Origin of the sequence: Actinomadura sp. RB99 (assembly GCF_014706005.1) — a bacterium.
In the GTDB taxonomy this organism is placed as follows: Bacteria; Actinomycetota; Actinomycetes; order Streptosporangiales; family Streptosporangiaceae; genus Spirillospora.
Genome location: NZ_JABMCA010000087.1, coordinates 26,789 through 39,785 on the forward strand (window position 1 = coordinate 26,789; position 12,997 = coordinate 39,785).

Annotated in this window: 12 protein-coding genes and 2 pseudogenes; 8 read left to right on the forward strand and 6 right to left on the reverse strand. The window is 67.8% G+C overall.

The genetic code is table 11. From position 1 onward, the window contains the following. Window positions 1–661 precede the first annotated feature (661 nt). Together amrb99_RS43095 and amrb99_RS43100 are read left to right on the forward strand one after the other, a co-directional pair. Entirely contained in the window at window positions 662–955 is a 294-nt protein-coding gene (locus amrb99_RS43095) for a hypothetical protein (RefSeq protein WP_190867562.1), read from the forward strand. Between the two features lie 601 nt (window positions 956–1,556). Continuing rightward, window positions 1,557–2,048 (forward strand): hypothetical protein, encoded by a 492-nt coding sequence (locus amrb99_RS43100; protein ID WP_190867564.1) that lies wholly within the window; start codon window positions 1,557–1,559, stop codon window positions 2,046–2,048. 8 nt (window positions 2,049–2,056) lie between these two features. On the opposite strand, the pseudogene amrb99_RS43105 reads toward amrb99_RS43100, so the two are convergent. Next, window positions 2,057–2,546 (reverse strand): annotated as a pseudogene (locus tag amrb99_RS43105) (transposase). A 115-nt stretch (window positions 2,547–2,661) separates the two neighbouring features. On the opposite strand from amrb99_RS43105, the gene amrb99_RS53535 reads away from it, so the two are divergent. Next, window positions 2,662–3,693, forward strand: coding sequence for a DUF418 domain-containing protein (locus amrb99_RS53535; RefSeq protein ID WP_190867565.1), 1,032 nt, complete (start codon window positions 2,662–2,664; stop codon window positions 3,691–3,693). Between the two features lie 327 nt (window positions 3,694–4,020). Continuing rightward, window positions 4,021–4,906, forward strand: a pseudogene (locus amrb99_RS43115) (IS5 family transposase); the annotation flags it as partial. A gap of 58 nt (window positions 4,907–4,964) precedes the next feature. Here the strand turns inward: amrb99_RS43115 and amrb99_RS43120 are convergent. Next, a complete protein-coding gene (locus amrb99_RS43120; protein WP_190867566.1) occupies window positions 4,965–5,471 on the reverse strand; it encodes a DinB family protein in 507 nt (168 codons plus the stop codon). Window positions 5,472–5,994: 523 nt separating this feature from the next. Between amrb99_RS43120 and amrb99_RS43125 the strand changes: the two genes are divergently transcribed. Both amrb99_RS43125 and amrb99_RS43130 read left to right on the forward strand, forming a co-directional pair. After that, complete coding sequence (locus amrb99_RS43125) at window positions 5,995–6,402, forward strand: hypothetical protein (RefSeq protein ID WP_190867567.1); 408 nt, start codon at window positions 5,995–5,997, stop codon at window positions 6,400–6,402. An 834-nt stretch (window positions 6,403–7,236) separates the two neighbouring features. After that, window positions 7,237–8,487 (forward strand): MFS transporter, encoded by a 1,251-nt coding sequence (locus tag amrb99_RS43130; protein WP_190867568.1) that lies wholly within the window; start codon window positions 7,237–7,239, stop codon window positions 8,485–8,487. Between the two features lie 186 nt (window positions 8,488–8,673). Here the strand turns inward: amrb99_RS43130 and amrb99_RS43135 are convergent, their stop codons facing one another. Both amrb99_RS43135 and amrb99_RS43140 read right to left on the reverse strand, forming a co-directional pair. Continuing rightward, window positions 8,674–9,126 carry a hypothetical protein gene (locus tag amrb99_RS43135; protein ID WP_190867569.1) on the reverse strand — a complete coding sequence of 151 codons (453 nt, stop codon included), beginning with the start codon at window positions 9,124–9,126 and terminating at the stop codon, window positions 8,674–8,676. Then, window positions 9,107–10,324, reverse strand: a complete 1,218-nt coding sequence (locus amrb99_RS43140; protein WP_190867571.1) for a low temperature requirement protein A — start codon at window positions 10,322–10,324, stop codon at window positions 9,107–9,109. The genes amrb99_RS43135 and amrb99_RS43140 overlap by 20 nt, the downstream gene beginning before the upstream one ends. 467 nt (window positions 10,325–10,791) lie before the next feature. Here amrb99_RS43140 and amrb99_RS43145 point away from each other — a divergent pair, with 467 nt between their 5' ends. After that, window positions 10,792–11,562, forward strand: coding sequence for a hypothetical protein (locus amrb99_RS43145; protein ID WP_190867573.1), 771 nt, complete (start codon window positions 10,792–10,794; stop codon window positions 11,560–11,562). Here amrb99_RS43145 and amrb99_RS43150 read toward each other — a convergent pair whose 3' ends face one another. Further along, window positions 11,563–11,805, reverse strand: coding sequence for a hypothetical protein (locus amrb99_RS43150; protein WP_190867575.1), 243 nt, complete (start codon window positions 11,803–11,805; stop codon window positions 11,563–11,565). A 7-nt stretch (window positions 11,806–11,812) separates the two neighbouring features. Continuing rightward, window positions 11,813–12,298: an ATP-binding protein gene (locus tag amrb99_RS52830; protein ID WP_190867578.1), complete on the reverse strand. Its 486-nt coding sequence runs from the start codon at window positions 12,296–12,298 to the stop codon at window positions 11,813–11,815. A 132-nt stretch (window positions 12,299–12,430) separates the two neighbouring features. On the opposite strand from amrb99_RS52830, the gene amrb99_RS53540 reads away from it, so the two are divergent. After that, a partial coding sequence (locus amrb99_RS53540) for a Scr1 family TA system antitoxin-like transcriptional regulator (protein WP_190867580.1) occupies window positions 12,431–12,997 on the forward strand: 567 nt, incomplete at its 3' end.

Here is a 12,997-nt window from a genome sequence, read left to right on the forward strand (position 1 = left end):
GCGGCTTCCGCTCCGTGCGTGACGATGAGATCTTTCGCTCCGGCGCCCGTGAAAGAAGGGCTCGGCATTCGCCGGCCCCTTCTAGCCGGAGCGATAGTTGATTTCGCGTGTGCTGGTCGTCAGGCCAGCACAAGCTCCTGCACGGTCAGCACCGTAGCCGCGAGTGCCTTGACAGCGTCACGGATGCAGCCCTCGTCGGGGTTGTAGTCCGCAAAGCACAGGTCGGTCGTTCGGGACGAGCCCAGGGCGCTCGCACCCATCCAGATGTAGACCCCAGGGATCTCCAACTGGTAGTAGCCGAACCTGTCCCCGCCAAGGTTCGAGACATTTGGACGACTGTGCTCTCGCCGAGCATGAACATGGCCGCGTGCTCGAACATCTGCACGCTCTCCGGACCCTTTATTGATGCCGGCAGACCGCCCCTACACACCCCATTTCCGCCTAGGCATTGAACTCGCTGGCGACTGCCTCCACCAGGCGCTTGACCAGCTCGGTCGCCCGATCCCGCGCCTGGTTGTCCTGACAGCGGACGATCCCTGCCAGAATTTCATCGGACGGGATCTCGTTGGGCGCCTCGCCACAGCGGACCTTCCCCCAGACAGCCCCGCACGAGGTCGACCAACCACGAAAGCGCCATCGGAACCTCGACCGCGATGCCGGGGTGAGCACCAAGTCGGTGGTGCTCTGCGGTCGAGAGGTGCGCCCGCCCGGCCCGGTGACCTTCACCCAGACCATGCCCGCCACCGAGGTGACGGGCGCAGGTCCCGAACTGACCGACCGGGAGATGCGGCCAGCAGCGGACTGCGATCCACCCCTGCTCGATCACGCCAAAGGCTTCACTCGGAAGGGGAGCCCCCAGGCGGGCTCGAAGATGAACTGGACCCGGCCGGGCAACAGCCCGGTTCTGTCCAGCCCGGCCAGGAACAGGCCGGTTCCGAGCATGACCGTGGTGTGAGCGCCGTGTCCACAGGCGTAGGCGACGCCGTCCACCTCCCATCCGCACTCGACGTCGTTCTATTTCTGGACGGGCAGGGCGTCGATGCCAGCCCGCAGAGCGATCACCTGGGCGTCGCTCTTGACGTCGAACTCGCAGGTCAAGCCTGTTCCGTCGCGCAACTTGCGCGGCTTCAGGGCAGCCGCGTCCAGCCCGGGGCACCCCCGGTATTTCAGGGGAGGGCGAACGTGCCGCACCGGTGATGGCCGCGCGGCGGACCCTGCCGATCAGGATCTTGACGCATGCCGGTGACCGGCCCCGGTAGCGCATCCGAGGCTGTTGCGGGGACGGAGATCATCAGGACGGTCCTGGTTCGTCGCCTTCGATGCGGCATCCCGCGAAAACAAACCAGGAGGATCACGTGCACGAAAACATGGGCACGGGCGAAGTCTGCGCGCTGGACGACGACGCAGCAGGCGGAGCCTCCCAGTCGGAGAAGGGGACCCCGCCGGGCGTTCCGCCTGGTCACGAAAACGCATGGGGTGAATCTGATCATTCTGTGGGGGACTTGTGCGGTCGTTCTCCCGCTGCGGAGTCGATCAGTTGCGCTCGCCTTCTCGCCGTGTCCGCCGCGCTCCTGCTCACGCTGACCGCGTGCGAGGGCAAGGCGCCCTCCCATACGGCTCCCGCTCCCAGCGCCCATCCCGCGTCCGCCTCGGCCGTTCCGGCGACGAGCCCCGCGTCCACCGCCCCGCCCGCCTCATCCAGCTCGGAACCGGCCGGTTCCGCGACGAGGCCGGCCGCCCCGCACCCGAAGCCCGCCTCCCCGAGTCCGAAGCCGGTCGGTCCGCACACCGTGTGCGGTGAGGTCAAGGCGGCCAACGGCGAACTGCTCGCCGCCGCCGTCCAGACCGGCCGGACGACCTGCGCGACGGTCCTCAGGGTGCTCCGCGCCTACTACCGGCCGAGCACGCCCAAGCAGGGCCCCGCGGACGTGGCCACCGTGGACGGGTGGAAATGCGCTTCGAACTCCTCCACCGAGTCCGCCCGGACCGGACGGGCGGCCTCCTGCCGCAACGGCCCGACAACCATTGTCGCCGACATCATCCCTTAGACGTCGTCTCATCTGGTGAGGTGGCGGTAGCAGATGAGGCCGGCGGCGATGCCAACGAAGGCAAGGAAGTGCTCGGCCTTGCGCTCATAGCGGCGGTGCAGCCGACGGCAACGGGGCCGCGGTCGACAGGATTCGGGCCCGTCAGCTCCCCCTTTTGACGGCGCGGACGCTGACCGAGTCGATCGCGCACCGCGACCAGTCCAGCTCACCGGCCGCGCCGAGTTCGTCCAGCAGGATCCGGTGGAGCTTGGCCCGCACCCGCGCGGCGCTCCATTCGGTGAACCGGCGGTGCACCGTCTGCCAAGACGCGTCGAAGGTGGGCGGGATCTGCCGCCAGGTGCAGCCGGTGGTGGCCACGAACACGATCGCCGCCAGGATGCTGCGGTCGTCGGCACGCCGACGTCCACCGCCCTGCGGCCGCGTCGGCGCTGGTGGGACCACCCGCTGGAACAACTCCCACAACTCGTCCGGCACCAGCCGTTCCTCAAAGCTCGCCACGGCCAGTCCAACGAATCACCACCAATCAAGACACGGTCTTAGTGCGGAGTAACCCTTTTGTGGGTGGAGTGGGATGAGATGTGGTTTGATGACCTACCGGACGTAAGGAGGTCAGGTGCGGGCGTCGCTACAAACAGCAGATGTCGTTGCTGACGAGCGCGTAAGGACCGCGCGCATCGGTGAAATCGACGCCATTCGAGGCATATCTTTGCTCGGGATAACCATCGTTAACACGATAGGCGTCACGAACATGCCCGTTCCGACTGGAGAGCATCAGCACGGGGCTGGGTACTGGATATACGAGACGCTGCTCCATCAGCGCTTCTTTCCGATATTTTCACTTCTATTCGGTCTGAGCTTCGGCATAATCTTGCGGAACGCCAGACAGAAAAAGCAGTATCCGCGGGTCATGCTATTTTCCCGGCTGCTCCTCCTCTTGCCGTTCGGTCTAGCGCATCAGGTTCTGCAGCCGAACGAGATACTCCGGATGTACAGCGTGATCGGGATCTTCGTCATGCTGCCCCTTTCCTTCTTGCCCGCGAGTGGCGTGCTGGCGCTCGGGATCGCCGGAACGGAGGCGGCCGTGGCCCTTCGGGGCGGTGCCCTGCTAATTCCAGGGCTCTTACTGGTCGGCCTGGCAATGGAAAGTAAGATCGACTGGCTGTTGAAATTGCCGACGAAGCACATCTTCCTGGGGCTCGGAATATGCGGGACGACAGCCGGTGCGCTGGATGTCTGGCAATGGAGCTCCGGAGTCTCGGAGTACTCGGTGCTAGCGGCAGGTGCAGGGGTTGCGACCGCGGTCAGTTACATGATCGCCGTGGTGCTCGTGATGCGGACCCGTATCCGGCGGGTTGCGATCAAGATCGCGCTGGTGGGAAGGATGGGACTAACGAACTATCTCGGCGCCTCGGTGCTGATAGTGGTGATCAACAGGTATGTGCAACTGGAAGCGGTGCCCGCATATGGCAAAGCCTTTGCTGTGGGCTGCTGTGTGTTTCTGATTGAAGCCGCGCTCAGTTGGATCTGGCTGCATTATGCTCGATATGGCCCACTGGAATGGATCTGGCGAGCTTTGACGTGGGAAAAGCTGATCCCTAATCGGCGTCTCTCGATCGTAGGTCCGACCAGCGAGAACATCGGCTAAGAGGTCGTGACGGAATCAGCGGGCGAGGTGTCGCCAAGAGATGATGGTTGCGGCGAGGGTCATGAAGGCTTCGTTGATGTCGTGGCGGATCTATCGGCGGATGCGAAAGCGGCGTAACCAGTGCAGCAGACCGATGGTCCGCTCGACGACGTAGTGGTGGACGCCCATGCGGGCCTCCCTGGATGTGGCCCTCGCCAAGCCGGGCCAGGTACCCGAGGGCCACAGCCACGCTGACCGCTCGGATGGGCGCCGAACTCGACTAGGGCCTGTTTCGAAGTGATATGAGCGGCGGCGTGTCATGTGCCGGACGCAGTGAGGTCTCCGGTAGTGCGTTCATCGACCAAGAAGAACAACACCGGAGACCTCGTGGCCACCCTAGCGGTGACGAGGCGGTTCGATCTGACCGATGAGCAATGGGCGCGGCTGGAACCGCTGCTGCCCGCGCCCAGACGCTCGGGCCCACCCTCGGAATGGACCAAGCGACAGCTCATCGACGGTATCCGATGGCGGGTGCGTGTCGGTGCGCCGTGGCGGGACGTGCCTGCCTGCTAGGGCTCCTGGCAAGCGGTGTACTCGCTGTTCCGCCGCTGGCAACGCGACGGCACTTGGGCGACCATCCTGGCCGGGCTGCAAGCACGGGCCGAGGCTGCCGGGCTGATGGGCGGCAGGCCGGTGTGGACTCCACCGTCCTGCGCGCCCATCAGCACTCGGCCGGAGGCCGCCGGCTCGGCGACAAGCAGGCCGAACCGCCCGGCGGAAGAACACCCGAGCCCGACGATCACGCTTTGGGACGTTCGCAGGGCGGGTTGTCGACCAAGCTGCACCTAGCCTGCGGCCAAAGCCGTTGTCGCTGGTGGTCACCGCCGGGCAGCGGGGCGACGCTCCCCAGTTCGAGGTGGACATGGCCGGGATCCGAGTCGCCCGCGTTGGCGGCGGGCACCCGCGCACCCGGCCTGAGCGGGCGCGCGCAGACAAGGCTTACTCGTCCAGGACGATCCGGACTCACCTGCGGCGCCGGGGCATCGCGGCCACGGTCCCCGAACCGGCCGACCAGGCCGGCCACCGACGGCGGCGCGGGAACCGCGGTGGCCGGCCGCCCGGGTTCGATCCGGTCGACTACCGCGAGCGCCATGCGATGGAGTGCGGCATCAACCGGCTCGAACGCCACCGGGCACTGGCCACCAGGTTCGACAAGCTCGCCGTCCGCTACCAGGTCCACCGTCCACATCGGCACCATCAACGAATGGCTCTGATCAACTCTGAAACAGGCCCTAGACGCCGGTCGTGCCGTCGAGCATCTCGCGCAGGATGTCCAGGTGGCCGTTGTGGCGGGCCGTCTCCTCGGTGAGGTGGTGGAGGATCCAGCGCAGGTCGACGTGGAGGCCGTTGCGGATGGTTCCCTCGGCCTGCTTGTCCAGGTCGTTGTCGGCGACCAGTTCACGATAGCGGGCGCTCTGTTCGGCGTACTCGTCGAGCAACTGCGTGATCGGGAAGTCTACGGCGATACGCATCTCGCGGTCGGGGTCTTCATCCGTCATGGGGGCCCGGTCTTCCTCGCCGAGGAAGACGACCTGGAACCAGTAGTACTCGACCCAGCGGAGGTGGTTGATCAGTGCGTTCATGGTCATCAGCGGTGAGCCCGGCAGGAGTGCCTTGCGGGCGTTCTCCGCGGAGACCCCCTCGCACTTGGCGCGGGCGGTGTCCCGTACGTAGTCGAGGAACGTGGTGAGCTGGGTGCGCTCGTCCCATGCGGGCGGCGTGTCGTCAATTCTGGCCATTGCGCGAAGGATCCCCGACCACCGCGCCGCTGTCGAGGGGTTTGTCCACGGACCCCACCTGCTCCATCCAGCGCCTTCTCCATCAGGGCGCTTCTGCGCCGGCAGGCCGCCTGGCTTGATCCGCCGGACAGGCCCCGGCGGAATGCGTTCGATCTGGTCCACGCTCCCTGGCCCCACCCGTGGGCTCGCCCTCGGGCCTGCGCACCCACTTCCGTGACCCGCAGAGCCTCCGCGGCCTTCGAGGGGGAGCCTGAATGCGGCAGAGAGGGCGCGGGCGTCGGAAACTGCCGGTCAGCCGCTCAGCGCTGGAATCGGGTTCGGCTGTGGATAACCGTGTTCGGCTCTTGGGCCGGAATGCCGCCCTTCTGCGTCTCTGTACGCTGAACTGCGGAAACGTCGCTGCGCGTACAGGACAGAGCACCCGTTCTGCAGGGTCCGCGGCTCGGTACGACCCTCCCACGCCTCGCCGACGAGGTGCCCGGCGCGCGTCCGACCGATCGGCTCCACAAGTAGGGTGCGGGCCATGGACGGCCGTCTCTACGTGCCTTGGTTCGCTGTCGGGGATCCCGAAGAGGACGAACTCGAGACGTTGGAAGCAGCCCAGCACACCTTCGTCTCGGTACTCCGCGAGCGAGCCGCCGCCTGGCCCTGCGACCCCGAGGACACAGCCGTTCTCCGCCCCGAGGAGACGGGATTCGCGCATCTGCTGGCCCTGCTCTCTCCGGTGACACCGGGAACTGATTCCGTCGGTTCCGTCTTCGGCGCGTTCTTCGACGGGCAGGGCGTACTCGGCACCGAGGTGCACAACCAGATGCTCATCCCCATGCTCCATGAATCTGTGGTGGAGGTACTCCATGCCGCCGGCTCCCCCGCCCAATGCGCGGAACTGACCGCGGACTGGTTCGAACGCGTCCAGCGTCATTCCGACTGACCGCGCCGGCCTCCTCCTGGGAACCGATCACGTCCAGTGGCGCCTTCCGGCGCGCCGCTGACCGCACTAGCCACATCACCGCAGGTCTAGGGCGTGCGCTCCCGCGGCGGATCGTCGACCAAGGTTCATCTGTCCTGTGAGCAGGGGCAGATGCTGTTGTCGCCGGTGGTGACGGCTGGGCGGCGCGGAGACGCCCCGCAGTTTCAGGCCATGATGGCCGGTCCGGGGCGGGGTCCGGGTCGACAAGGCGTACTCGTCCCGGGCGATCCGCGCGCATCCGCGTCGCCGCGGTATCGCGGCCACGATCCCGGTGCCGGCCGACCAGGCCCGGGGACCGGCAGCGGCGGGGCAACCGCGGCGGTCGCCCACCCGCCTTCGGCTCGATCGACCACCGCGACCGCCACGCGGTGGAGTGCGGCATCAACCGACTCAAGCGCCACCGGGCTGTGGCCACCAGATACGAGCTGGGTCAGAGTTAGAGCAGGCGATTCCACGCCTGCTGGGCAGGCAGCCCGAGACCCGGCCCGTTGATGCCACCCGTGTGGCCGATGCGCTTGAGATCATCGCCCGGTCCCGTTCGACGAGCGTGACGGTGAACGAGCCGACCGACACCACTCAGGGATCGGCCGCCCAAGGTCCCACCCGTGCCCGGCGCGCCCGCCACCGCGCCAAGACACCTACCCGTCCGTCCCTGGCCCCACTTCACCGATGGCTCGGTGGGGGCACCGGCCGCCCCTCATCGTCTTGATCAGCACTAGCGGCCCGGCCTGACTCCTATAGCGTGCGGGTCGGCATCGGTCTGACCCGTCCATCGGTGCCGTAGCGTGCCCGTTCGTGCCGGTGAAACCCACGCTCATCAGCGTCCTGAAAGACCCCGCCGTCGCGCCCCTGTTCATCGCCCGCGCGACCTCGGCGATCGGGAACGGCTTCGGGCGGGTCGCGCTCGCCTGGGGAGCCCTGCACCTGGGCTACGGTCCGGGCGGACTGTCGCTGGTCCTTGCGTGCCAGGCGCTCCCGCAACTGCTGCTGGTGCTCGTCGGCGGGATCATCGGTGACCGGGTCCGCCGGCAGTACGTCCTGGTCGGCGCGGACGCCCTGGCGGCCGCGACGTGGACCATGCTGGCGGTCTGCTTCACCGGCCGTTCCGCGTCGCCGGCCGTGGTCGCGCCGTTGGCCGTGCTGACCGGTGTCGCCACCGCCTTGTTCGCCCCCGCTGCGGAGGGGATCGTCACCGACCTGGTGCACCATGAACGGCGGTTCGCCGCGAACGCCCTGCTGCGCCAGTCCACCTCCGGCGGGCTCATCATCGGCCTGGCCCTGTCCGGGGTGGTGGTCTCCGCGGTCGGCCCGGCAACGGCCGCCGCGCTGAACGCCGCGTCGTTCGCGGCATCGGCGGCGCTGCTGACCCGCTTGCGGATCCTGGGCCGCAGCCGCGCCACCGGGTCGCTGGTGAGCGAACTGCGCGGCGGCTGGCGGGAGTTCGCCGGCCGTCCGTGGCTGTGGATCCTGTCCCTGCAGTACACCGCGGTGACCGCGGCTTCAGCGGCGTACGTCGGAGTGATCGGGCCGCTTTACGTCACGGCGGGCAACGGCGGGTCGCGTGCCTGGGGCATCATGGCCGGCTGCCAGTCGCTCGGCACCTTGCTCGCCGGCGGCCTGGCCGCCCGGCTGCGCCCTGCCCGCCCGATCCTTTTCGCGGCGCTGATGACCGCGCCGTCCGCCATGCCCATGCTGCTGATGGGCCTGGGTGCCCCGTGGATGGTCCTGGCCGTCGTGATGCTGACGGCCGGGATGTGTCAGACGGCGTTCGGGGTGCTGTGGTCGACCACCGTGCAGAACGACGTCCCCGCCGAGGCGATGTCGCGGGTCGCCAGCTGGGACCTGCTCGGCGCGCTCGCGCTGGCGCCCCTCGGGCTCCTGGTCGCCGGCCCCATCGCCTCGGCCGTAGGAGTCGAGGGCGCCGCCGCCGGAGCCGCCGTGCTGATCCTCGGCGCCACCTCCTGTGCGGTCATGTCTCCGCACGTACGCCGATTCCGCGCCCACGGCCAAGATGACCAGGGGGCGGTTGAGGCCGTCGAAGCCTGACCCGTCTTCAGGGGGCATGGCCGCAATACGCCGGAAGGGGATCATCAAGCAGGTCAGCGCGCCGGGAGGCTCCGGGGTAAACGCCCTTCTCCCCGAGCCTCGCGGTTGCTCGTGCGCCCTTGCCGGGCGGGTGCGTAGTCGGTGTGCAGGAGCGCATCACCGGCCGATAATCGGATTGAGTGGGCCTCACCGGTCGGTGCGGGTTTCGAAGGCGTCCGGGCCGCGCTCGCAGCCTTCGAGTTCGCCGGACTGCTGGTATCCGGCGATGCCGTTGTGGCCGCAGCTCCAGCCGTTCACGGTGGCAAAACCGCCAGAGCCCTGCCGGTTGCGGGAGGCGCGGTAGTCGTTGAGGACCTTCCGTGCCTGGGCGCAGGTCGCGGTCCCGGACTTGATGATCAGTTGAAGCCTTCCGCCGGTCGGGCCGGTGCCGGCGTCGCCGCACCGTGCGCCCGCTCCTGCGCCCGCGCCGGCCGTGGGTGTGCCCGACGCGCTGGGCGTCGCGGAGGTGGCCGGGCTCTGGCTCGCACTGGGGTCGGTGGCCGTGATGGGGTTCTGGCAGTTCACCGCGGTGAACAACAGGTGCCCCGGACAGCGCCGCGTTGCCGCGCCTTGCACCGCCTCAGGCTCTCTGAACTTCACCCGTTCGCTGCTCGAAGGCGACCAGCGCTGCAAGCAGGGCGGTAACCAAAGCGAGTGCGGCGATCGCGGGCAGGAGTCGAGCCAGGGGGATCAGCGCGAGGAGCACTGCGGCGACGATCAGTGGTGCGGGCTGGCCGGAGTGGGTGGTGAGGCTGACGAACGCCGCTCGTCCTAGGAGGAAGACGGCGGCCCCTGCGTACAGGGCGGTCAAAGGGGCCCATTCCAGAGGCCGGCCTGTATCGGGGGAGTCGCCGGACAGCCCCGAAAGGACCTCGTGGACGCCCAGCGCGATGTAGACGGCTCCCGCGATGAGGGGGAAGTGCAGCAGCGTATAGGCGTCGCGGGCGATCTTTGCGCGGCGCGTACCGGACGCGCGTTCGAGGGCTGCCTCGGCGGCGTCCGCCACCCTGGAGAAGTAGAGCAGCCACAGGCAGACGACGGCGACGAACCCGACCAGCGCGGCGAGGAGCGCCGCGGTCCCGGTCAGGTCTCCGCCGGCGCCGGCGGAGACCAGGGACTCGCCGAGCGCGATGATCAGCACCATGCGGTGCCGTTCGGCGAAGTGAGCGGCGCTGCGGATCGTCCAGCCGCCCAGGCCGGAGGCGATCCTGCCGCCGCCGAAGTCGATGGCGAACGCGGTGGCCCACAGTGCGGTCTGCCAGGTCCCGCCGAGCACGGCTCCGGTCAGGAGGATGGCCAAGGCGATGGTCTGAGGGATGGCGTCGAGCAGTAGTTGGGCGCGCAACCTCCGATCATCTCCCGCCGAGGACAGGTGCAGTCCGAGGTAGATCGCCCGTACGACGCTGAAGGCCACCGCCAGCACGAGCGGCGCGTCGACGGTGGCGGCGTGGTGGCTGAAGGCGTCCGGCATGACTAGTGCGGCGACGAACAATGCCGCCATCGCGATCAGCATCCCGGTTCGGATGACGCCGCGGTCGGCGTGCACTCGGTTGCCGAGCCAGGCGTAGGCGGCCCAGGACCACCAGAGCAACAGGAGCAGGATCAGCCCGCGGGCCAGTGCCGGTGCGGACGGCGAGTGTGCCATGAACGAGACGACGCGGGTGATCGCGAAGACGAAGACCAGGTCGAAGAAGATCTCGAAGGAGGTCGCCTGGTGGGTTTCAGGAGTGATCGTCGGGTGTCGCCAGGAAAGACTTGCCACCGCCGCAGCGTATTCGTCACCGCGGGTCAGCGGCACCGGCGCGCACGGCAGCGTGTCGCCCAGCCGTCACTGTTACGACGTGCCTGCAGGCGTCTGGCCGGACCCCATCGTGTCGCAGAGAGACGGCGACCGCTTAGACCGCGCCGGGTGGCCCGTTGCCGGCCGGCGCGTCGGCAACGCGAGTCCCTGACCCGTGGGGGCGGATGACCTGTTCGACTGACGGAGGCACTCATGCGCCGTGGCCGCGCCGAGCGGCCTGGGCCGATCGGTCTTCTCGAGCGGTCACCCGGGGGATGGTCAGGTGGTACAGCCTGCGGCGGTGAGACGCCGGTCGAGCTCGCCGCGCAACCGGGCGTACTCCTGGCGTTCCAAGGCGGGTCCTGCTGCGGACCGCCGTCCGCCGCGCGGCGGACGAGTCCGGGACGACCACCGAATTCTTCGACCGGCTGCGAGAGGGTGGGCTCCTGGTCAAGGCTCGCTACAGCCAGACAAGTCCCGGGCAGGTGACCGGATACGCGGTCGCGTTTCCCGTCGAGCGTGATGGCGTGGAACCGACTTGGTGTCCCGGCAGCCGCCTTGCCGATGATCTGTCACTGTCCCGCCTTCTCAGGCGTTGGGCCTCGCCGGGTCGGCCGCATGCACAGGCTGTCGAGCATGACGAACTGACGCCGGAGGAGCGTCAGGGGTTCTATGACGATGCGGCACGGGCCGCTGCTTACGCCACTGCTCAGATCCGCCGGTACCTGGCGGTCGGCCCGTATGCGGTGCAGGATGCCTGCTGGGCGGCTTCCGACGCTCTTCACGTCGCGGCCAAGGTCACCGGCAACCGTCATCTGCATCGTGCGGCCGACGCCTACGACCGTGCTGCGCGCGCACCTTACGGGCGCATCCCTACTCCGACTCCGGCCGGGGATGCTTTGCGTACTGCAGCCCGCCTGCTCGCGCGGACCGGCGTCATCAAGAACCGGACGGTGGTGTCCACGGTTCTGCTCATCGCCAACCTTGTCACCCTGCTCGACACCATCGCCGAACTCCGCCACCTCCAGCAGCGCCAAGCCCAGGCCGACGCCGCCCGGAAAGCGGCCGCGCATGTCAGAGAAGCAAGACCTGCGGCCGAGCGTCCTGTGCCGCAGCCGGTTGACCCCAGCGCACAAGCGCGCCTGGCGATGGCTGGTTTCCCGAGGGCTTGGGCTCCGCTACAGCAGGATCCTTCGAGGAGTTCGGCGCCGTCTGATCCCACTCGCCCTGTCCGGTCTCCCCGACGAGGGCGTTGATCAATAGGTCCTTCGTGGTTGTCGTCCGTCCTCTCGGAAGCTGGCTGTTCCTCGAGGTTCTTGGAGCAGGAGGATCGCGCGTTCGAAGGCTTCGGGGTCGGCGACGTGGAGCATGCTCACCAGGCCGTCCAGGTCGGACGCGGAGATCAGGATCCGTCCGGTCGCTCTCCAGATGCCTTCTCGGTCCGGGGTGATCGACCAGTCCGGAAAGAGGTGCTGCAGTAGTAGTGACGTGACGTTCATCGTCTCCTCACACTCGGGCGCCCGCCTGTCCTGCCAGGGGAGTAGGGACCGGGTCCGTCGTGGTGGGCACCTGCCGAGTGCAGAACAGCTTGGCCCAGACGACCTTGCCGCCTTCGGTGAGGCGCCTGACTCCCCATCCGTGCACGAGCTCGGCCATGAGCTGCAGGCCGCGGCCGGAGGTGGCGGCGTAGTTCTGGGGCTGGACTACTGGCTGTCCCGTGCCGGTGTCCGATACCTCGATGACCGGTTGTCCGTCGTGCGAGTCGAGGAACAGCCGGACGACGATCGGGCCTTCGCCATGCTTGTAGGCGTTCGTGGTCAGCTCACAGACCACGAGGCGGCCCATGTAGTCGTCGGTAATGCCCCAGCCGGCGAACTGCTCGGCGAGGAACCGGCGCGCGAGGCGCGGTGCCTCATCGTTGCGCTCAAGGACGAGCGTCGGGACTTCAGGGGTTGCGGTGCTGCGGACATCGGCACGACCTTCGCTGGCCACTGACGGCTTCTGGTAACTCGCTGCACACTCTGAACTCCACGGCGTAGCGTTACCACCGAAGTGCAGCAACACACACGTGGCGCTGCCGATCGCTGGTAGGTGGGTTCCCCTCGCTCACACGGAGGCGAAGCAGTGGCCGCACGCAAACCCACATCGAAGACCGTCGCCTTCGGCGCAGAGGTCACGCGCCTGCGAGAAGAAGCAGGCCTCAACCGGACGGAGCTCGCCGCACGGTCGGCGGTCACGCGCAGCTACATCTCCCAGGTCGAATCCGGGCGCACCAAGTGCCGCAGGGACTTCGCCGAACGGCTGGACAAGGCGCTGGACACAGGCACCGCTCTGGTCGATGCCTGGGACGAACTCCTCCGCTCCAGCAGCTATCCGAAGTTCTTCGCCGACTTCCCCCGCGCCGAGGCGTCCGCGGATGCGCTACGTGCGTTCGAGACCAGGATCGTCTACGGGCTTCTTCAGACCGAGGCGTACGCGAGAGTGATCCTGAGCAACGATGAAGCCGTACTCGACCGGTTGCGACGCCAGAGCGTCATCACCAAGCCGAACGCACCGACCGTCTTCGTTGTGCTAGTGTTTCGCTCGAATAGTTTCTTTTCGTTTGATTTTGGCGATGATCTCGTCGGCGTCTTTGGTCCAGGAGAATGGTTCGCAGCGGTCGTTCCAGCCGTCGATGAAGGTGCCGATCGT